At 53.7% G+C, this 19,347-nt stretch carries 18 protein-coding genes; 4 read left to right on the forward strand and 14 right to left on the reverse strand.

Annotated features, from left to right (window positions below):
- Positions 1 to 33: 33 nt before the first annotated feature.
- The 9 genes from CWI35_RS01900 to CWI35_RS01940 all read right to left on the reverse strand — a co-directional run bounded on the left by CWI35_RS01900 (position 34) and on the right by CWI35_RS01940 (position 8,343).
- Complete coding sequence (locus tag CWI35_RS01900) at positions 34 to 1,014, reverse strand: ABC transporter permease (RefSeq protein ID WP_011231139.1); 981 nt, start codon at positions 1,012 to 1,014, stop codon at positions 34 to 36.
- Positions 1,007 to 1,921, reverse strand: a complete 915-nt coding sequence (locus CWI35_RS01905; RefSeq protein ID WP_119877435.1) for an ABC transporter ATP-binding protein — start codon at positions 1,919 to 1,921, stop codon at positions 1,007 to 1,009. The genes CWI35_RS01900 and CWI35_RS01905 overlap by 8 nt, the downstream gene beginning before the upstream one ends.
- A complete protein-coding gene (locus CWI35_RS01910) occupies positions 1,918 to 2,715 on the reverse strand; it encodes an SGNH/GDSL hydrolase family protein (protein WP_119877436.1) in 798 nt (265 codons plus the stop codon). Before CWI35_RS01910 ends, CWI35_RS01905 begins: the two co-directional genes overlap by 4 nt.
- Positions 2,716 to 2,732: 17 nt before the next feature.
- Positions 2,733 to 3,047: a transporter suffix domain-containing protein gene (locus CWI35_RS01915; RefSeq protein WP_119877437.1), complete on the reverse strand. Its 315-nt coding sequence runs from the start codon at positions 3,045 to 3,047 to the stop codon at positions 2,733 to 2,735.
- Positions 3,048 to 3,333: 286 nt separating this feature from the next.
- Positions 3,334 to 4,290, reverse strand: coding sequence for an MBL fold metallo-hydrolase (locus CWI35_RS01920; RefSeq protein WP_119877438.1), 957 nt, complete (start codon positions 4,288 to 4,290; stop codon positions 3,334 to 3,336).
- A gap of 138 nt (positions 4,291 to 4,428) precedes the next feature.
- Positions 4,429 to 5,316, reverse strand: a complete 888-nt coding sequence (locus CWI35_RS01925) for a sulfite exporter TauE/SafE family protein (RefSeq protein ID WP_119877439.1) — start codon at positions 5,314 to 5,316, stop codon at positions 4,429 to 4,431.
- Between the two features lie 264 nt (positions 5,317 to 5,580).
- Positions 5,581 to 6,939: a type I glutamate--ammonia ligase gene (glnA, locus tag CWI35_RS01930; RefSeq protein WP_119877440.1), complete on the reverse strand. Its 1,359-nt coding sequence runs from the start codon at positions 6,937 to 6,939 to the stop codon at positions 5,581 to 5,583.
- Positions 6,940 to 7,130: 191 nt separating this feature from the next.
- Positions 7,131 to 7,520 (reverse strand): gamma-glutamylcyclotransferase family protein, encoded by a 390-nt coding sequence (locus CWI35_RS01935; RefSeq protein WP_033012138.1) that lies wholly within the window; start codon positions 7,518 to 7,520, stop codon positions 7,131 to 7,133.
- Positions 7,521 to 7,779: 259 nt separating this feature from the next.
- Positions 7,780 to 8,343: a thioredoxin family protein gene (locus CWI35_RS01940; RefSeq protein WP_033012139.1), complete on the reverse strand. Its 564-nt coding sequence runs from the start codon at positions 8,341 to 8,343 to the stop codon at positions 7,780 to 7,782.
- A 135-nt stretch (positions 8,344 to 8,478) separates the two neighbouring features.
- On the opposite strand from CWI35_RS01940, the gene CWI35_RS01945 reads away from it, so the two are divergent.
- The 3 genes from CWI35_RS01945 to CWI35_RS01955 all read left to right on the forward strand — a co-directional run bounded on the left by CWI35_RS01945 (position 8,479) and on the right by CWI35_RS01955 (position 11,266).
- Positions 8,479 to 9,453, forward strand: coding sequence for a coiled-coil domain-containing protein (locus tag CWI35_RS01945; protein ID WP_119877441.1), 975 nt, complete (start codon positions 8,479 to 8,481; stop codon positions 9,451 to 9,453).
- A 156-nt stretch (positions 9,454 to 9,609) separates the two neighbouring features.
- A complete protein-coding gene (locus tag CWI35_RS01950) occupies positions 9,610 to 10,614 on the forward strand; it encodes an LLM class flavin-dependent oxidoreductase (protein WP_047818334.1) in 1,005 nt (334 codons plus the stop codon).
- Between the two features lie 4 nt (positions 10,615 to 10,618).
- Positions 10,619 to 11,266, forward strand: a complete 648-nt coding sequence (locus CWI35_RS01955; RefSeq protein ID WP_119877442.1) for an MOSC domain-containing protein — start codon at positions 10,619 to 10,621, stop codon at positions 11,264 to 11,266.
- Between the two features lie 150 nt (positions 11,267 to 11,416).
- Here the strand turns inward: CWI35_RS01955 and CWI35_RS01960 are convergent, their stop codons facing one another.
- Together CWI35_RS01960 and CWI35_RS01965 are read right to left on the reverse strand one after the other, a co-directional pair.
- On the reverse strand, positions 11,417 to 13,219 hold the full coding sequence (locus CWI35_RS01960; RefSeq protein ID WP_119877443.1) for an ABC transporter ATP-binding protein: 1,803 nt from the start codon (positions 13,217 to 13,219) through the stop codon (positions 11,417 to 11,419).
- Entirely contained in the window at positions 13,203 to 14,939 is a 1,737-nt protein-coding gene (locus CWI35_RS01965) for an ABC transporter ATP-binding protein (protein ID WP_119877444.1), read from the reverse strand. The genes CWI35_RS01960 and CWI35_RS01965 overlap by 17 nt, the downstream gene beginning before the upstream one ends.
- 209 nt (positions 14,940 to 15,148) lie before the next feature.
- Between CWI35_RS01965 and CWI35_RS01970 the strand changes: the two genes are divergently transcribed.
- A complete protein-coding gene (locus CWI35_RS01970) occupies positions 15,149 to 16,396 on the forward strand; it encodes an RNA-guided endonuclease InsQ/TnpB family protein (RefSeq protein ID WP_033016485.1) in 1,248 nt (415 codons plus the stop codon).
- Between the two features lie 431 nt (positions 16,397 to 16,827).
- Here the strand turns inward: CWI35_RS01970 and CWI35_RS01980 are convergent, their stop codons facing one another.
- The 3 genes from CWI35_RS01980 to CWI35_RS01990 form a co-directional block, all read right to left on the reverse strand.
- Positions 16,828 to 17,253: an STAS domain-containing protein gene (locus CWI35_RS01980; protein ID WP_063330532.1), complete on the reverse strand. Its 426-nt coding sequence runs from the start codon at positions 17,251 to 17,253 to the stop codon at positions 16,828 to 16,830.
- Between the two features lie 93 nt (positions 17,254 to 17,346).
- A complete protein-coding gene (locus CWI35_RS01985; RefSeq protein ID WP_119877446.1) occupies positions 17,347 to 17,772 on the reverse strand; it encodes an ATP-binding protein in 426 nt (141 codons plus the stop codon).
- Between the two features lie 12 nt (positions 17,773 to 17,784).
- Positions 17,785 to 19,230, reverse strand: coding sequence for a SpoIIE family protein phosphatase (locus tag CWI35_RS01990; protein WP_119877447.1), 1,446 nt, complete (start codon positions 19,228 to 19,230; stop codon positions 17,785 to 17,787).
- Positions 19,231 to 19,347: the final 117 nt, after the last annotated feature.

Genomic DNA, 19,347 nt, shown 5'->3' on the forward strand with positions numbered 1-19,347 from the left:
ACACCCCCTCGGGTTTTCGCCGCTCTGCCGTTTTCAATAGACATCTCGCCGCATAAAGACAAAAAAAGCGACAAGAAGCCCTGCAAGCCCCCAGACAGCCAGCACGGCCATCGAAAAGCCAAGCGTCATCCCCTCAATCGGCGGAGCCGCTCCTTTTATGTAATCCGTCAGCCGCAAATTGACCATAAACAAATATTTTGCCGAATGCCACGACGACACCATGTTCGACAAAATCGCGCCAGAAATCAATGCTGCCAGCATGATGCCCATCACCGCCGCCGTGCTCCTAAGCAGCACGGAAAACATAAACGTCAGTGTGCCGACGACAACGCTCACAAACGCTGCCAGCCCGAGCTCGATCAAAATGTATTTCCATTGCGGAATCATGTGGACATTCGCTGTATTGAGATCCTCTCCTTGCTGGACAAATCCGGTCAATAGCGGCAGACGGAAGCCGCCATATCCAAACACGAGTCCGGAGATGGCATACGACAGCACCGCCGCCATCAGCATAATGAGCGACACCGACAGGAGCAACGCGATATATTTGCTCAACAAAATTTTCCACCGCTTCACCGGCCGAACGAGAAGCAGCTTGATCGTTCCAGCGCTTGCCTCGGACGACACTAAATCGGCCGCAACCACCATCACTAAAAGCGGCAAAAACAAGTCGATGGCGTTTTCGATAAACGTGCGCATAAACGTCGGCGCTCCAGGGGCGGATGGATTAATGTTGTGCTCTAAGTAGTACTGCTGCTGCTTGAGGCGGATTTGCAAGTATTTCCGCCATTCCTCAGACATGCTCGGCGACTGCAAGCGGTTTTGCAAATCGACGATTTGCTGCTGCAGCTGCGTCCGCCAGTCGGTCGTGCCAAGCCGTTTTCTCAACTCTTCCGTCTCGCGGTATTGGGCGTATGTAAACAAGGCGACGAGCACCGCAATGATGGCGGCGATCACCCATAGCCGCTTTTTGCGGACGATTTTCAACATTTCATTATACACGAGCTTACTCAATCGTTTCGCCCCCTGTCAGCTCGATAAACAAGTCCTCGAGCGTCGGCAGCCGCGGTTCAATTTCCGAAACCGAGACGCCGGCTTGGACAAGCTTGGCGTTCCAAGCGGCTAGTCTCGACGGCTCATATGGCGTGACGATCGTCTCTTCATCGGCGCGCAACACCTCGGTTTCCGCCGCTAACAGCGCCCGCGCCCGATCCGTTGGAGCGGCTTTCCAGACGACGCGCGCCTGTTGGTTTAACAGCCGCTCAACCGTGTCCACGGCCAAGAGCCGTCCTTTCGCCATAATGGCGACGCGGTCGCACATTAATTGAATTTCACTTAACAAATGCGATGAAACAAGGACGCTCAACCCTTCCGTTTCCGCCAAAAAGCGGATGAAGGCGCGCATTTCGCGAATGCCGGCCGGGTCAAGGCCGTTGGTCGGCTCGTCCAAAATGAGCACCTTCGGCTTTCCAAGCAGCGCCTGAGCGATGCCGAGCCGCTGCCGCATGCCGAGCGAATACGTGCCCACTCGGTCATGGATGCGCTGTTCAAGGCCGACGAGCTTCGCCACTTCCATGATCCGATCTGCACCAATTCCCGGCATCATGCGGGCGAAATGTTCAAGGTTTTCCCAGCCTGTTAAATACGGATACATTTCTGGGTTTTCGACGATGCAGCCGATCTGGCGGATCGCGTCGGTAAACTGGCGGTGAAGATCATACCCGCAAATCGCCACCGTCCCCGACGTCGGCCGAATGAGCCCGACGAGCATGCGGATCGTCGTCGTTTTTCCCGCGCCGTTCGGCCCTAAAAAACCGAATACTTCCCCCTCATGCAACTCAAACGAAATGCCTTTAATAATTTCCTTGCCGCGAATCGTTTTTCGCAGCTCTTTGACCATCAATGTCGCCCGTTTGGTCATCGCTCGTCCTCCTCCGTCAACGTGATGAGCGAGGCGACGCGCTCTCCAATCCGCTTGTACCCTTCTTTGTTTGGATGGAAATGGTCGCTATATAAATAATCATTGACATGCAAGGCAAACAAGTCAAACGTCGGCACCGCGACGATGTTCGGATAGCGGGCCGCCACTTCCGCTGATGCAAAATTCCAATCGCGCACAACCGCCGACGTCCATTTGGCATCGTCTAAATCGCCAAACGGGTTGTACAAGCCGATCGCAAAAATGACCGCTTCGCTGTTGAAGCGGCGCAGCGCGGCGAAAATGCGGTCAAGGTTCTCCACATACCGGCGCTTCGCTTCATCCAGCTGCTTGGCGTTCAACCGAAGCGCTTCCCCCCCTTGAAACAAGTCGTTGCCGCCGATCGTCATCACGATCAAATCCGCCATGGCGACTTGCCGCTGAATCTCAGGCTGGCCAAGCTGGCGAAGCAGTCCGTCGGAGCGAAGGCCGCGAACCGCCAAATTCGTCACACGGATCGGCCTATCCGTTTGCCGGCGAAGCGCATCGACCATATAGCCGACATACCCTTTTCCGCTTTCATCGCCCGTTCCTCTCGTCAACGAGTCGCCAAGAGCAACAATATCCATTTTCTCGTCATGTTGCCTTGTTTCAGCCGTTGACGGCCGTTGTTCTTTCGTCGGCGGCTTGGCGGTTGCAAAAAACTGATCTTGCACCGCCAATGCCAGGCCGCCAAGCCAAAGCGCTCCGGACAGAGCGGCAACAACGATGAGAAACGAAACAGCTCTCCGTCTCATGCCACCACCTCATCTCTTTATTGGCTTTCTTCCAACCGTTCCTCTTTTTGCTTAACATCATTGGTTTGATCCAACCGTTGCCGATTTATGCGCCAATGCTTCGGATTCCAATACGCTTTCAGCTTCCTCGCTGCTTCTTTTCCAGCCAGCAGCACCCCAAGCCAAAACATGACTTCCGCCGCCGCAATGACCGTGGCGACAATCGTTGCCTTGACAGCGGCTGAAAACGGCAGAAACGGCGCGATCGGCACCGCCACCCAAACGACGAACGAGGCGATGATGAGGCCAATGCCAATGCCAATGCGATACAGAACCGGTTTCTCTTGCTTCACGTCCCCACCTCCTTATGGCGTCGTGGTTGCGAACGAAGATTGGGATTCTGCACTCCCACTCTACCATATCCATCTCCCGTTCACGAAACGGCGCGCCTGAAGCCGTGCGTTTCGCCGCCAACCAACGCCTGTCTTGTTCCCAAACCGCAAAACGCACCGTTTGGAAGGAGAAAAACCGGCCTCATGGCATGAAACCAAGCAGACGGATTCGTCATCATCATCGTTATACGTATTAACAAAGAAAAGGTGTCCCTTTTATGCTTGGGACACCGTTCATTCACCCCTATCACCGCCGCTTATGCCAGTAATCGATCAACCCCATCGCGCACACCTGCAAATCCAGCTCGATCGCCGCATACACCGGCGACGAAGACGGGACGCCATATTCGTTCAAAAACGCTTCTACATCGCGGCGCAACCGTTGTGCAGCGACTTTCGCCTGCTCTGCGGGCGATGCTTCCGGATTTCGCTCGATCGCTTCTTTTCCTGCCGCCACAAATTTCGGCAGCCAAACGCGAAGCTGACGGAACGCTTCCTGCGGGTCATCGAGCATGCCAAAATGACCAAAATAGATGCGCGACGGATTCAACTTCTCGAGCCGCTCAGCCGACCGCTCCATCGCTTCAGGGTCAAATTGGTTCGGAGATGTTGAAGGCAGGCAAAACGTAAGCCCCGCTTCTTGCAGCTGCGGGTAAAAAACGCCGATCGTATCGCCGGTGAACACGCCGCGGCTGTACGAATCATAAATGGAAACGTGATGGTTCGCATGCCCCGGCGTATCATAAAACACAAGCGTCCGCTCCGCACTCAACTCCAACGTTTCCCCGTCCTCTTTCACGATCAATCGCTCTTCTGGCACCGGAAGAATCGGATCAAAGAGCGACTCAAACTGCGCGCCGTACACCGCCTTCGCTCCAGCGATGAGGCGCGATGGATCAGCCAAATGCCGCTTCCCTTTCGGATGGACGACAACCATCGCATTCGGGCAATGCTGAAGAAGCAGCCCTACACCGCCGGCGTGGTCCAAATGAATATGGGTAACGATGATATAGCGAATCTCAGCCGGATCGATCCGAAGCGCTTTCAACCCTTCAAGCAAGTGCGGCACCGACGGGCTTGGCCCTGTTTCCACGATCGCCACATCGTCTTCATGAAGCACGTATGTACCGGTGCGCTGCGACATGCGCAAGTCGTACAAATCGATGAGTGAAATGCGGCGGCCTAAATCGATTGGACGGTTCATTCGCTTCTCTCCCCCTTTTCATATCAAAATTGAATTCGACACCGCCGCGAAAAATTCCTTCTTTCCCCACTCAAGAGGATGGCGAAACGAAATAACACGAGCCTTAACCAAAAACAGGGGTTGGCGCCCCGTCTTAATCTACGACGCCAACTCCCCACTAGCTGTTTTTCCTTTCCGTCCATTTCTGATCGCCACCCATACTGCCGCCGCCCAGCCGATGACGATGAGGCCGTACACAGCAGGATAAACCGGCGCCGGGGCTTCCCAAGCGTGCAGAAGCGTGCGAACGTTTGTCAAAATAATCAATCCGCCAACCAACACTCCAAGCAAATGGGACGGCAGTTTACGCACAAGCCAAGCCGCGATCGGCGCAGCGATGACCCCGCCCGCCATCAGCGTCAGCACCCAATACCAGTTCACTTGCTCCCAACCGAGTGAAATGACGAATCCGAGCGTTGCCGACAAGGCAACGGCAAATTCGGACGTATCGACCGTGCCAACCACCTTGCGCGCCTCCATGTTTTTATTGGCCAACAGCACCGGCGTCGCAATCGGCCCCCAGCCCCCACCGCCGGTCGCATCAAGAAAACCGGCCGCCAAGCCGAGCGGGACGAGCTGCTTATTGGACCACTGTTTTCCTGACGCCGACGGCGCGCGGCCGTTCAACACTAAAAATCGATAAATAATGTAAAAGCCAAGCGCCAATAAAAACAACGATACATACGGTTTGATCACATCCCCTGGCAAGTTGCTTAAAAAGCATGCTCCGATAAACGCGCCGACCGATCCGGGAATAATGAGCTTCCCGACCATGGCGCGATCGACATTGCCAAATTTCCAGTGAGAGGCGCCGGACGCCGCTGTCGTCACCACTTCCGCCAAATGAACAGACGCCGAGGCAACAGCTGGAGCGATGCCAAACGTCAACAGCAGCGTCGACGAGGTGACGCCGTACGCCATTCCGAGCGATCCGTCGATCAACTGGGCGATAAATCCTACAAACACAAAAACGATCAGTTTTTTCATTGGTTTCCCTCCGCTTGCAATAGTTGAGCGTGTTACTTATAATTTAAATCCCATTATTCATAGATGTCAACTATGAATTTAAAAAATAAAAAAAATGCAGTCATCTTTTCCTCCCCACGCGCAAGATGACGTTGCGAACGCCGGCAGCTTGGCGGCCGACGGGCGGAAGGCGCCGCGCGACCGTCCATCAAGACAAACAGCTGCCTGCAGAAAAAAGGCGCCCCGAATATGGCGACGGGACACCTTTTGGATGGTGGCTTTCGATCAGAACTTTCCTTGATACCGCTCGACTTCCCAAGCATGAACCGCCGTGCGGTAGCTGTTCCATTCCTCTTTTTTCAACGCGACATATTCGTTGAATACGTGCTCGCCAAGCGTCGTGCGGCCGATTTCGCCTTCTTCGAACGCAGCGACAGCAGCACCCAAGTTTTCCGGCAAGTTGTCGATGCCGAGCTCCGCACGGCGTTCTTCCGACATATGGAAGATATCTTCATCAACCGGTGCTGGAGCGGTTAACCCTTTTTCGACACCGTCAAGGCCAGCGGCAGCGATGATGGCATACGCCAAATACGGATTCGCTGACGGATCCGGGCAACGGAGCTCAACGCGCGTCGCAACGCCGCGTTTCGCCGGAATGCGGATAAGCGCCGAACGGTTCGAAGCGGACCACGCGATGTAGCAAGGCGCTTCATACCCTGGCACAAGCCGTTTGTACGAGTTGACAAGCGGGTTCGTAACCGCCGCAAAGTGCTTCACATTTTTCAGCAAGCCCGCGATGAATTGGTACGCTGTTTCTGACAACTGGTTCGCATCGTTCGGATCAAAGAACGCATTTTCCCCATCTTTGAAGAGGGAAATGTTGACATGCATCCCTGAACCGTTGATGCCAAACACCGGTTTTGGCATAAACGTCGCATGGAGGCCGAACTTGCTGGCGATCGTTTTGACAACCCATTTGTATGTCGTTGCATTGTCCGCCGCACCGAGTGCATCGGCATATTTGAAGTTGATCTCATGCTGGCCTTCCGCCACTTCATGGTGCGACGCTTCAATCGTAAAGCCCATCGCTTTTAAGGCGCGGTAAATTTCAAGGCGAACGCGTTCGCCCAAGTCTTTCGGAGACGGTTCGAAATAACCGCCGCCATCATGGAGCTCGAGCGTCGGATTGCCGTTTTCATCGGCTTTGAACAGGAAAAACTCCAGCTCCGGACCGACCGAGATCGTATATCCTTTTTCCGCCGCCCGCTCGATCGTTTTTTTCAACACGTTGCGCGGGTCGCCTTCAAACAGCGTGCCGTCCGGATTGGTCACGGAGCAGAGGAAGCGCGCTTCCGCATACCCTTCCTCGACCGTCCACGGCAAAACAGCAAACGTATTCAAATCCGGAAGAAGATACAAGTCGGAACGGTTGATCGGCGAGAAGCCTTTGATCGACGAACCATCAAACATGATTTTCCCTTCGACGACGTCATCAAGCTGTTCCGCCGTCACCGTTACATGTTTTAAAATCCCTTCGATGTCGACAAACTGCAAATGAAGAAGTTCAACGTTCTTTTGTTGGATCGTTTCTTTAATTTGTTCGAGCAATTCCGTTTGGGTGGAGGAAACGAACGTTTTTGACATGTCACATTACCTCACATTCGTACGTTTATTTTTCTAACATGCTTTTATTATAGAAAAAGAGTGGCCGTTTGGCAACACTTTTTTAGCAATTTTTCTGTATTTTTATAACGATTTTTTGCAATCGTTTTCATATTCATGTAAAAAATAAACAGCCCAGAGGATGACCGTTCCTCATAGGCTGTTTCTAGATGTTACATTTTCTCCTCACGCTGCCGCCATGATCCGGACGGAATAAGCGGCAAGCCGGCCGCTTTTTCCGGCGGATAGACGTACACATATCCTTCGATCGGTTTGCACGCGTCGCGAACCCACACCCGTTCGTATTCGTTATCGCGCCGCCCTTCAACGTAATCCTCGAGCTCATCCATTGCCTTGAGCCCTTCTTCCGTCACCGTCAGCCACTCCCCTTCCACTTCCCCCTCTTCTCCAAGCACAAGCGCGGGGTACGGACCGACATTGTATAAGCGGCCGTTTACTTTCCCTGGACACGCGGCGCGAACGTATGGAGCGGCCACTTCATGGTTTTCTTCGCCAGTCAGCAACGTTCCATACACAAACACCCGATATCGCCCTTCCGCCATCTCCTCGTTCTCCTTTTGTTTACATAACATAAATTACGAAAACTCAAGGAAAGGAAACAAAAACAATGAAAGCCCTTCCTCTCATCCATCCTTGCCGCTCCGAGGCGGCGCCAGTGTGAATTTGTTCAGTAGATCGCGGCCACAAAAATGCCGTGCCGGCTGCACTCGCAAGCCAACGGCACGGCGGTGGCGATTCCGCAACGAACGAATGATGCTTTTTTCATCATACCCGCTTCACAATGAAAAGTCAAGCACATTGTTACAGTGCTTGTTTCCATTTAATGCTGCAGCCGATGCTCGGCTTTTGCTTTTCCGGCACCGGGCGGCCCTCCAACAAAGCATCCAGCGCAGTGCGGATCGACTCCCCGGTGACCGGGATGCCGTTGTTCGGGCGCGAGTCGTCCAACTGGCCGCGGTAGACGCATTTCAGATCCCGGTCGAAAATGTAAAAGTCCGGGGTGCAAGCGGCGTCGTATGCTTTCGCCACCTCTTGCGTCTCATCGTACAAATACGGAAACGGATAGCCGAGCTCTTCCGCCACCTTTTTCATGTTTTCGGGTGAATCTTCTGGATACTGTTCCGCATCGTTGGAGTTGATGGCGACAAACGACACCCCTTTGGGCATATAATCGTTCGCGAGGCGAACAAGCTCGTGCTGGACATGCTTGACAAATGGGCAGTGATTGCAAATGAACATAATGACGGTTGCGACGTCCGATTTCACATCCTCAAGACGGACGACGTTGCCATCGATGACATTCGTGAGGGAAAACGACGGCGCTTGTTTGCCGAGGGGAAACATGTTCGATTCGACAGCTGGCATCAACAACACCCTTTCTCCAATATTTTCTTTCATTATATCAAAAGGAAGGCGGGTGTCACAAATCCAGCGCCCAAACCGAACTGCACAGCTCGGCATATGATGCCACATAGACGACGGAAAGGAGGCGTTTGTGCATTGATTTATATGAATAAACACATGACCCCGCGCGTGTACGGGCCAGCTGCCGCACCGCCCGCATCCCACCCGATGTTTTATTATCGCCGCACCACCGCGCAACAAATGCTCGAACAGCAAAAACAACAGTTCGATCAGTTGGCGGAACGACTCGCTCAACTTGAGGACGCCATCGAAGAAGGGCAAAAGCACCAAGCGGAACAACGCGAACAAATGGCGGACATGTTCGCCCGCCTCGAACAGTCGCTTGCGGCCGGCTGGGCGCGGCAAAGCGGACGGCTTGCCGAGGCGCTGTCCGAGCTCGGACAAACGGTGACTGCTGGACAAGTAGCCCAAACCCATTATTACGAAGAAATGGCCGCCATAGTTGCCTCGCTTCAGCAAGCGGCCGAAACCGGGCAAAAGCAACAGGAAGCGCAAAGCGGGCAGTGGGCGGAAGCGCTCGCCCGCCTCGAGCGGCTGCTTATGGAAGCACAGGCGGGGCAAGCCGCCTTGGCCGGAACGCTCGAACGCCTCGAGCAGTCGGTCATCGCCCAGCAGGAGCGGGAGGAAAGGCGACAATTGCGGTGGGAAGAGCAGCTGGCCAAAGAAGAAGCGGCGCAGCAGGCCGTCATCGAAGCGCTCACCGTGCAAAGCGACACGATGCGCCGGCTCGAGCAGCGGACGGCTGAACGTGAACAGCTCGCCGAAGGAATGGCCGCCCGCCTCGAAGGGCAGGAAAAACTGTACCAAAAGTTGATCGAGCAGTTCGAGCTGCAGCACGTGTTCCATGAGACGGTCATCGAACGGCTTGAAGCGCAAGAGGCCGCGCAGTACAAAGTCACCCGCCAGCTTGACAGTTTAAAAGAGGCGCTGTATGAACGGTGTTCGTTTATCGTCGACAGCGTCAGACAGCTGTTTCATTCCTTTTTCCCTAAGCGCGGCCCCAAACCCGACCGCCAGGCGGCTGAACAAAAGCAGTCCGTCAGCTTGTGAACTGCCGCGCATCTTGACGAGATTGGCCGATCCGCCGACGGCGGATCGGTTTTTGCTAGACGGGTGGGCAAATGAATGGACAAACCGAAGCAAAACAGCGCATAATAGAAACTAATCATTTTTTCCACCGCTGCGGCGGAAGAAGGAGGAATCGCAATGGCGCTGCAACTGAGCGTCCTCGACCAGTCGCCGATCGCCGAAGGCATGACGGCAGAAGAAGCGCTCGAGAACACCGTCAAGCTCGCCCAACACGTTGAGCAGCTCGGCTATAAGCGGTTTTGGGTGTCGGAACACCACGATACAAACAGCCTTGCCGGTTCGTCGCCGGAAGTGCTGCTCGGACACATCGGAGCGAAAACGTCGCGCATCCGCATCGGCTCAGGCGGCGTGATGCTGCCGCATTACAGCCCGTACAAGGTGGCGGAAAACTTCCATGTGCTTGCCGGCCTTCATCCCGGCCGCGTCGATCTCGGCATCGGGCGGGCACCCGGCGGCATGCCCCGGGCGACGATCGCGCTGCAAGGCGACAGACGACGGTCGGTCGACCGCTATCCGGAGCAAATTGACGACTTGCTCGGCTATTTGTATGACGCCTTGCCGCCGGTTCACCCGCTGTATGGCGTCAAGGCGACGCCGATCGTGCAGTCCCCGCCGGAACTATGGCTGCTCGGCTCCAGTTCGGAAACGGCGAAGCTGGCAGCCGATAAAGGGCTGCCGTACGTGTTCGCCCAGTTTATCAACGGGGAAGGCGGCGAACATTATATGCGGCTGTACCGCGACCGGTTTGTTCCATCGCCGTATTTGGCCGAGCCGCGCGGAATGGTCGCGGTGTTTGCAATTTGCGCCGAAACGGATGAAAAAGCGGAATGGATCGCCGGCAGCCTTGATCTGTCGCTTCTTATGATCGAGCAAGGGATGGCGCTGAACGGCACGCCAAGCCCGGAAAAAGCGGCTGCGTATCCGTACAGCCCGTATGAGCGCAAACGGGTGGAAGACAACCGGCGGCGGATGATCGTCGGCAGTCCGACGCGCGTCAAAGACAAGCTGTATCGGCTGAGCGAAACGTATGAAACAGAGGAAATCATGCTCGTGACGATTACATACGACTTCGAGGATAAACTCGCAAGCTTCCGGCTCATCGCCGAGGCGGTATGGGGGTGAACCAATGCAAATTGTTTCGATTAATGTCGGAAAGCCGAAAACAATAGAGGTAAATGGCGAGCGGCTAGTGACCGGCATTGACAAAACGCCGGTCGCCGGGCCGGTCGCTGTCGGCAAGCTTAACTTGGTTGGAGATGGACAAGCCGACCTCGTCCATCACGGAGGAGAAGATAAAGCGATTTGCGCCTATCCGTCCGAGCATTTCGTCTATTGGGAAGAGCGATACGGCCGCCCATTTACGGCGGGGGCGTTTGGCGAAAACTGGACGCTTCTCGGGTTGACGGAAGACGATGTATGTCTTGGCGACATGTATGCCGCCGGCACAGCGCTCGTGCAAGTGTCGCAGCCGCGCCAGCCGTGCTCCAAATTGGCGTTCAAACATCAGCTGCCCGATTTGCCGAAAGCCGTCTGCCAGACAGGAAAAAGCGGGTTTTATTTCCGCGTCTTGCAAGAAGGCGTCGTAGAGCCGGGCGCGCCGCTCGTTCTCGTCGAACGGGGCGTGGGGGCGCTGTCTATCGCGTATATCAATCACATTTACTATCATGAGCGCGACAATGCTGCTGCCATGAAGCAAATCGCCAGCCATCCGGCCTTATCCGCAAGCTGGCGCGAAACGTTTCAAAAGCGTCTCGCCGCTCGGCCCCGGCCGTAAAGCACAAAGCGGCGGAAATGACTAACAAAATATCTTTATATTTTTGTTTAATTGTTTTTTTCATCCACTCTTCCTTTCCTGAGCACTCGAGTTCGCATGGAGGAGACACGCATTCATCTGAAGTCCTCCGCAAACGTGAACACCATACAGTTATGCCTGTTGCACATTGCGCAACCAATAGCGCTGATACAATTGGAAGTAAAATCCTTTTGCTTCCAACAGTTCTTCATGCGTTCCTTGTTCGATCACGTTGCCTTCGTTGAGCACAACGATGCGGTCGGCATGTTGAATCGTGTTCAACCGATGGGCGATGACAAAACATGTCCGCCCGTTCATGAGCCGGGCGAGCGCTTCTTGAATGCGCACTTCGGTCACTGTATCGATGTTGCTCGTCGCTTCGTCCAAAATCAAAATGGCCGGGTCGACGATCATCGCCCGGGCGATCGCCAACAGCTGCCGCTGCCCTTGGCTGATCCCGCCTCCTCCCGAGGTCAAAACGGTGTCATAGCCGTTCGGCAGCTTCATAATAAACGAGTGGGCGTTCGCCTGGCGCGCCGCCTCCTCGACTTCTTCATCGGTCGCCTCAAGCCGGCCGTAGCGAATGTTGTCGCGGATCGTTCCGGCGAACAAAAACGCATCTTGAAGCACAAACGCCATGTGGCGGCGCAAACTTGCCCGCTTGATCGTCCGGCTGTCGCGTCCATCGATCAAAATGACGCCTTCGTCCGGATCGTAAAAGCGGGTCAACAGCTGCAATACGGTCGTTTTGCCGGCTCCAGTCGGACCGACAAGCGCGACCGTCTCCCCGGGTGAGACGGAAAACGTGACATCACGAAGCGCCGGACGCTGTTTGTCGTAAGAAAAGACGACTTGACGAAACTCAATGCGTCCATCAAGCCGGTCCAAGACCACCGCTTCCCGCTCGTCTTCCTCTTCCTCCGGCAAATCCAAAATTTCCAACACCCGCTCGGCGCCGGCCAACGCCGACAGCAGTGTGTTCCATTGATTGGCCAGGTCATTAAGCGGTCTGGTAAACTGGCGGGCGTATTCGACAAACACGACGATCGTCCCGACCGATATCGTCCCTTTCGCCGCCAGCCATCCGCCGACAACGGCAATCAAGCCGAAGCTCAAGTTGTTTAAAAAGTTCATCAGCTTCGGAATAAAGCCGGAATACGTTTGCGCCCAAAAACCGGCTTGTTTCAGCTCGGCATTTTTGCGCGCCAATTCCTCCTCCATCCGCTCTTCTTGGGAAAACAGCTTCACCACTTTCTGTCCGGAAATGACCTCTTCGATAAAGCCGTTCATCTCTCCGAGCGCCCGTTGCTGCTCACGGAAACGCACCCGCGTCCGGTTTGTGATCCAGCGCATGCCCACATACATGAGCGGCACGACAACAAGCGTTACGATTGTCAACACAACGCTTTGTGAAAGCATAACCACCATAGCGCCCATCAACGTCAACGTGCTCGAGACGACCTGGACAACCGTGCTGTTAAATGTCTGGCTCATATTGTCGATGTCGTTTGTAATCCGGCTCATGAGTTCGCCTTGCTGGCGGCGGTCAAAAAACGAAATCGGCAGCTCATGAAAATGATGAAACAACCGCTCGCGAATGCTGCGCACCGTCCGCTGGCCGACATCGATCATCCAATAGTTTTGCCAAAACGTCGCCGCCCCAAGGGCCAAATAAATGGCCAGAAGCAAAATGAGCGTTGCGAAAAATCCATCCGTTTTTCGTTCCACAATGTACGAATCAACCGCCCGGCCAACGACATACGGCCCAGCAAGCGCCAACACCGAGCTGGCCATCACCATAGCCACGGCCGCAAACAGCTTTCGCTTTTGCGGAGCGATAAAGGCCCATAGCCGACGCAACGTGCCAACGCTGTTTTTCGCCCGCTGCGGACTTGCGTCAACACGTGCTCCGTGCGGGCTATGCCGTAGTGACATCCACCGATCCCTTCTTTCCTTCCTGCGTGGCGACGATGCGTCGATACAGGTCGCTCGTCGCCAGCAGTTGTTCATGGCTTCCTTGTGCGATCAGGCGGCCGTCTTCCAAAAGCAAAATCGTATCCGCCGCCATCGCGGTGCTCACCTTTTGCGTCACTATCACCGTCGTGCATGCATACTTCCGCAACGCTGCGAGCAGCTTTGCTTCCGTCTCTGCATCGAGCGCGCTTGTGCTGTCATCCAAAAGCAAAACGCGCGGTTGCCCCACCAAGGCGCGGGCGATCGACAGCCGCTGCTTTTGCCCGCCTGATAAATTGACACCCTTTTGACCGATCCGTGCGTCGTATCCATCCGGAAACCGAGTGATGGTTTCATGAATTTGTGCATCGCGAGCCGCTTGCACAAGTTCTTCCATCGACGCAGTGATGTTGCCAAAGCGGAGATTGTCCGCGACCGTCCCTGAAAACAGCAGCACTTCCTGCGGGACAAAGCGCACCGCCGTCCGCAGCTGTTCGGCGGAAAACTCGCGCACATCGACGCCATCAATCAACACGCGCCCGCCGCTTGGTTCGTACAACCGGGGAATCAGCTGAAGAAGCGTCGATTTGCCGGCCCCTGTCGCTCCTAAAATGGCGGCTGTCTCATGCGGACGGATGACGAACGACACGTCCGAAAGCGCCTCGCGCGGACTCGACGGATAACGGAACGAAACGTGCTCAAAGCGAATTTCCCCGCGCCGGACGATCGGTTCATCGGCTCTGTGCTCCCCGCTTCGCTCTTCCGGCACCTCAAGCAGTTCAGCGAGGCGGGTGGCCGAGGCGCGCGCCCGTGAAAACGCCATCGTAATAAATGTAAACATCGACAACGCCGCCGTCGTCCTTGTGGCGTAATTGATGACAGCCACGACTTGCCCAGCGCTCGCCGTCCCGGCCTCGATATGGTGGCGGCCAAAAAGGAGAACGGCGACGATGGCGGTGTTCATCACCATCAACAACACCGGCGTGATCGTCTCCACGAGGCGAAGCACACTCATTGTCCGCTCCATCAGCGCATCGTTCGCCGCCGCAAATCGCTCCTCTTCATATTCTTTTCTCATCCATGCTTTGATGAGGCGCATGCCGGCCAAATTTTCACGCATCACGCCATTCACGCGATCGAGCGCCCGTTGGACGGCGGAAAAGGACGCCGCTGTCCTTTGCACAACCCACAATAAAAAAGCGGCGGAAAGCGGAACCGCGACCGCTAAAACCAACGCCAGACGAGCATGGACGACAAACGCCATCGCGACGCCAAAGACGACCAGAAGCGGTGCACGCAAGGCGATGCGCAAACTCATAAACAACATGTTTTGCACTTGGGTCACATCGTTCGTCATCCGGGTGATGAGCGAGGCCGGCGCCAACTGCTCGATGCGCGCAAGCGAAAACGATTGAATTTTGGCAAACAGCGCCGTCCGCAGCGCAAATCCGTACTCCTGACCGACGTAGGCTGCGGCAAATGAGTTGGCGATGCCTGAGGCAAACGCCAACAGCGACGCCCCGAGCATCACTGCTCCCCACGTGAAAATGGCCGCAACATCCTGTTTCATGACACCATCGTCGATGATTTTCCCCATCAACAGCGGCTGCCAAAGCTCGATGATGAGCTCCGTCAACATAAACAACCAAGCCAACGCCATCCACTTCCCATATGGCCGCAAATAGATCAGCACCCGCCCCATGTCTGCGCCACTCTCCTCTCCATTCCGATCGCGGGGCCCAGCCGCCGTTCATCGTTGTGTATAATTTTATCTTAATTAGGCGAGAAGACTCCCACTTCAACGAAGCGAAGCGGAGTAAGTGGGAGATGAATCGCCTTAACTATATTTTGCTGAAAATAGGATAGATTCAGTAAAATATAGTATCATATAGTTAGATGGGAGGTGAAAAAATGTATTTTTGTATCAAACAACAGCTAAATGGTTTGACCAAAGAAGAATACTTGACTCTTCGAGAACTGTGCCATATTGCCAAGAACATGTACAACGTCGGATTGTACAATGTCAGACAATACTATTTTGAACACAAGGAATTTCTTAATTATGAGAAAAATTATCATCTTGCCAAAACTAACGAAAACTATAAGCTGTTAAACAGCAACATGGCACAGCAAATTTTAAAAAAGGTCAATGAAGCCTTTAAATCTTTCTTTGGTTTGATCAGTCTTGCCAAACAAGGAAAATATGACCACAAGGCTATCAGTATTCCAAAATATCTTAAAAAAGATGGCTTTCATTCACTGATCATTGGCCAGATTCGTATAGACGGCAACAAATTCACGATACCGTATTCTCGCCTATTTAAAAAGACTCACAAGCCTATCACGATAACGATTCCGCCTGTGTTACTGGACAAAAAGATTAAGCAGATTGAAATCATTCCTAAGCATCATGCCAGGTTCTTTGAGATTCAGTACAAATATGAAATGCCTGAAGATCAAAGAGAATTAAACGACCAAAAAGCACTGGCAATTGATTTAGGATTAAACAATCTTGCCACTTGTGTCACATCAGACGGCAGATCATTCATCATTGATGGGCGGAGATTAAAAAGTATAAATCAATGGTTTAACAAAGAAAATGCCAGACTTCAAAGCATAAAAGATAAGCAAAAAATCAAAGGCACCACTCGTAAACAGGCTTTGCTTGCTATGAATCGCAATAATAAAGTGAATGATTATATCAACAAGACTTGCCGTTACATCATTAACTACTGTATTGAAAATCAAATTGGCAAACTTGTCATTGGCTATGCGGAAACATGGCAACGCAATATTAATCTAGGAAAAAAGACAAATCAAAACTTTGTCAATATTCCTCTCGGTAACATAAAAGAAAAACTAGAATATCTTTGTGAATTTTACGGCATTGAATTCTTGAAACAGGAAGAATCCTATACGTCTCAAGCCAGCTTTTTTGACGGCGATGAGATTCCTGAATATAATGCCGACAATCCAAAAGAATATAAGTTCAGCGGCAAACGTATTAAGCGCGGCTTGTATCGAACAAAGTCTGGCAAACTAATTAATGCTGATGTCAATGGCGCATTAAACATCTTAAAGAAAAGTAAAGCTGTAGACCTGAGTGTCTTATGCTCTAGCGGCGAAGTGGACACGCCTCAAAGAATAAGGATTGCTTGAAGCAGTCAAACTTCTTTGGAAGCCCCCACTTCAAATTTTCGCTAGAAAATTAAGTGGGGGTAGTTCACTCTAAACCCGAAATATTTATTTGACAATGAGAATGCATTTGCAGAAGCGGAGATGCTCCCGGCCAAGAGGAACAAAACCCCCGAACGAATGTCTCATCGCTCGGGGGCCATCGGCGGCAATAGGGGAACAACTGGTCTGTTCAATCGTTTCGATCGAGATGCCCGACTGGCGGGTGACTGAACAACACCGCTTCCAGACCCATGCATGGGTCTGGGAAGCAGGTGGTTATTCAGTCTTCCGTCACACCTTGGCGCGACGAAGGCAAGCCTGTGGCGTGCCTTCAGCAGTCGGAAAAATAGACGACACGCTTTTGGGCCAGCGAAATGTGAAATCTTCCAGTTGATTCGGCATGAGAGCCATGTCTATGACGAACGCTGACGCCATGCCGAATAAAGCGCCTCCTGGCTCATATGGTCGAAAGAGCTCGGCGGTGCAAGGGACAACAGCTGTTGTTCATCGCCAACGATCGGCAACAGCCGGTCGAACTTGGCCATCCGCAAAATCTTTTCGATAGCGGCGTTATCCCGGACGACGATGGCCATGGCGCGTCTTTCGCTGACGATTTGCTTAAAAAAGCGGACAAGGAGCGCTAATCCCGTACTGTCCAAAAATCGAAGGCCGCTCACGTCGACAACGACAAGGCGGCGCTTGACAGCAGCCACCGCCGTCGCCAGCTTTTGTTCCGCCGCGAGCTGCGTATCATAGGCGAGCCGTCCAGTTAGCTTGATGCATTCGTATGCGCGTTCTACAACCATTTCCAATTCAAACGACAACCGATGCTGTTTCATTGTATCCCCCTATCGTTGACCAGCCATGCCTTGCCCTCGGCCACCACCCGCATTCGTTCCGATCACATGGGTGCATCATGGCACCAAAGCCCGTTATGTTGCATTCCGACTCATTTTCATGACAAGCATCCGACGGCCGCCCTTTTGCTCAACCCACATAACGTCATCCATAATTTCTCGGATGAATAGCAACCCTCGTCCCGATTCGGCGAGCAATACATCAGAGAGCGTCATTTGATCGAGCTGCTCGATCACGTCCGCTGGAACGCCGCCGCCCTCATCCTCAACCGCCACGGCCACATCAGCGCTTGTGACGAAAAAGGAGAGCGAAATCGTCCCCGCCTCCATCCCCGCCCGTTGAACCGCTTTGACGGCATTGACGACCGCTTCATGCACCGCCAACACAAACAATTCCGCATCACGGACAGCAAACAACGAAGCAGCCTGCTCCGCAAGGAGATGGCAAACCAAAACCGCTTCTTCGTCCGCCCGGCAGCGCACGATCCATGCACACACCACAAAGCGCCCCGCCTATCCATGAACCGTGATGGACAATAAGCAAATGTCGTCGGAAGGGCTGACGAGCGGCGGACCTTGGCTGATTAAACGTTCGAGGAAGCGTTTATCCGGCAAATGGCGGCACATTTGCGTACATAAGCGAATTTTTTCAATGCTTTGCAAAATCGACGGATCGATCTCCTCTAAAATGCCGTCTGTATACAAAAGGAGGCGGGCCCGCTTGTCGTAATGAATCACCCCTTTTTCAAACGGCAAGGAAAACGGGCTGCCAATCGCCAAACCGCCTTTGTCCAACTCATGGACGCTTCCATCGTCAAACACGAGCAGCCCAGCCGGATGGCCGGCGTTCGTATATTCAATTTTTCGCTCTTTCGTGTCAATCACTAAATAAATCATGGAAAACAGGTGACGGATGTCGTTGGCCTCATCAGGAAACAACGTTTGCACATGCTTTTCCAGTTCGCTCGCCACCGAGACCGGGTCGATGACGCGCACGATCAACCCGCGCAAAAGCGAGCGAAGCAGCATGCTCACCAAGGCTGACGAAATGCCGTGTCCCATCACATCGATGACGATCACCCCGTAGCGGTACAGGTCGATTTGATAGCAAGCGTAAATATCGCCTGACAAATCATCGGATGGAATATAGACGGCATCCATCGTCACCGCCTCGTTTTGAATGAGCGGCGTCAACAAGTTGTGCTGAATTTTTTTGGCCAGCTCGACTTGGCGCCGCCGCTCCGCCTCTTTTTGCTTTTGCTTCGTCTCATCTTCGATAAGGACGATATATCCGTCCCCCTGAAGCACGGGAATGACCGTATAGGCGACATTGGCGGACGTGCCGTCCCGGCGCTGCACCATCCCTTCGCCGCATCGCTGCTCTTGGGGAGGAAACGGAAGCCATGTTTGGCTGCCGCAACGAAAGAGCGACCATATCGGGCGGCCGACCGCCTCTTCTTTTCGGCGCCCAAACAGCCGCTCTGCACTAAGCCCCCAATCTTGCACGGTTCCGTCCGCCGCCACCGGAACAACAGCGAACGGGGCGGAATCGTAAATGACCTCAAGCAACTCAGACGGCGTCGGTCGATCAGCCGGAGGCATAGCGGTTTGTTCAACAAAATGCCAAACGAGCCATTCTCCTTCGCTGCCTGATAGCCGATAGACGTTCATCCAACTCGTACATGTTTTCCCGCTTTTCGCTACATGGCGCGCTTCTCCTTGCCAGCACCCGTCCCTTTTTACCGCCTCGGCGATGCCATCTAACAACGCGGCCGACCACTCAGCTGAAAACAGAACGCCGACCGGCCGCCCGACTAATTCGTTTTTGGCAAATCCGAGCCATCTTGGCGTCGGTTCGCTGACCGCAACAATCGAAAGTTGACGGTCGGTAATCACCATGCCGCTGCCCAACTGTTCCGCGTCTAGCTGATCGATCGCCTGTACATTCGCCTTCACCATCGTTCAACCCTTTTTCGTTATAATCAAAATCAATAGCCTTCAGCTGACACCGGCTTCCCGAAACAAACACGCGCATCGGCGCCGGGTTGTTTCCACCCCGCCTTCGGGTTGCATGTT

Origin of the sequence: [Bacillus] caldolyticus (genome assembly GCF_003595605.1) — a bacterium.
In the GTDB taxonomy this organism is placed as follows: domain Bacteria; phylum Bacillota; class Bacilli; order Bacillales; family Anoxybacillaceae; genus Geobacillus; species Geobacillus thermoleovorans.

Bases quoted from the DNA above. Each gene is read 5' to 3' on its own strand.
- CWI35_RS01980 (WP_063330532.1), bottom strand. From the start codon at position 17,253: ATGAAACAGCATCGGTTGTCGTTTGAATTGGAAATGGTTGTAGAACGC.
- CWI35_RS01905 (WP_119877435.1), bottom strand. From the start codon at position 1,921: ATGACCAAACGGGCGACATTGATGGTCAAAGAGCTGCGAAAAACGATT.
- CWI35_RS01920 (WP_119877438.1), bottom strand. From the start codon at position 4,290: ATGAACCGTCCAATCGATTTAGGCCGCCGCATTTCACTCATCGATTTG.
- CWI35_RS01950 (WP_047818334.1), top strand. From the start codon at position 9,610: ATGGCGCTGCAACTGAGCGTCCTCGACCAGTCGCCGATCGCCGAAGGC.
- CWI35_RS01955 (WP_119877442.1), top strand. From the start codon at position 10,619: ATGCAAATTGTTTCGATTAATGTCGGAAAGCCGAAAACAATAGAGGTA.
- CWI35_RS01940 (WP_033012139.1), bottom strand. From the start codon at position 8,343: ATGCCAGCTGTCGAATCGAACATGTTTCCCCTCGGCAAACAAGCGCCG.
- CWI35_RS01960 (WP_119877443.1), bottom strand. From the start codon at position 13,219: ATGTCACTACGGCATAGCCCGCACGGAGCACGTGTTGACGCAAGTCCG.
- glnA (WP_119877440.1), bottom strand. From the start codon at position 6,939: ATGTCAAAAACGTTCGTTTCCTCCACCCAAACGGAATTGCTCGAACAA.
- CWI35_RS01935 (WP_033012138.1), bottom strand. From the start codon at position 7,520: ATGGCGGAAGGGCGATATCGGGTGTTTGTGTATGGAACGTTGCTGACT.
- CWI35_RS01925 (WP_119877439.1), bottom strand. From the start codon at position 5,316: ATGAAAAAACTGATCGTTTTTGTGTTTGTAGGATTTATCGCCCAGTTG.
- CWI35_RS01970 (WP_033016485.1), top strand. From the start codon at position 15,149: ATGTATTTTTGTATCAAACAACAGCTAAATGGTTTGACCAAAGAAGAA.
- CWI35_RS01990 (WP_119877447.1), bottom strand. From the start codon at position 19,230: ATGGTGAAGGCGAATGTACAGGCGATCGATCAGCTAGACGCGGAACAG.
- CWI35_RS01965 (WP_119877444.1), bottom strand. From the start codon at position 14,939: ATGGGGCGGGTGCTGATCTATTTGCGGCCATATGGGAAGTGGATGGCG.
- CWI35_RS01910 (WP_119877436.1), bottom strand. From the start codon at position 2,715: ATGAGACGGAGAGCTGTTTCGTTTCTCATCGTTGTTGCCGCTCTGTCC.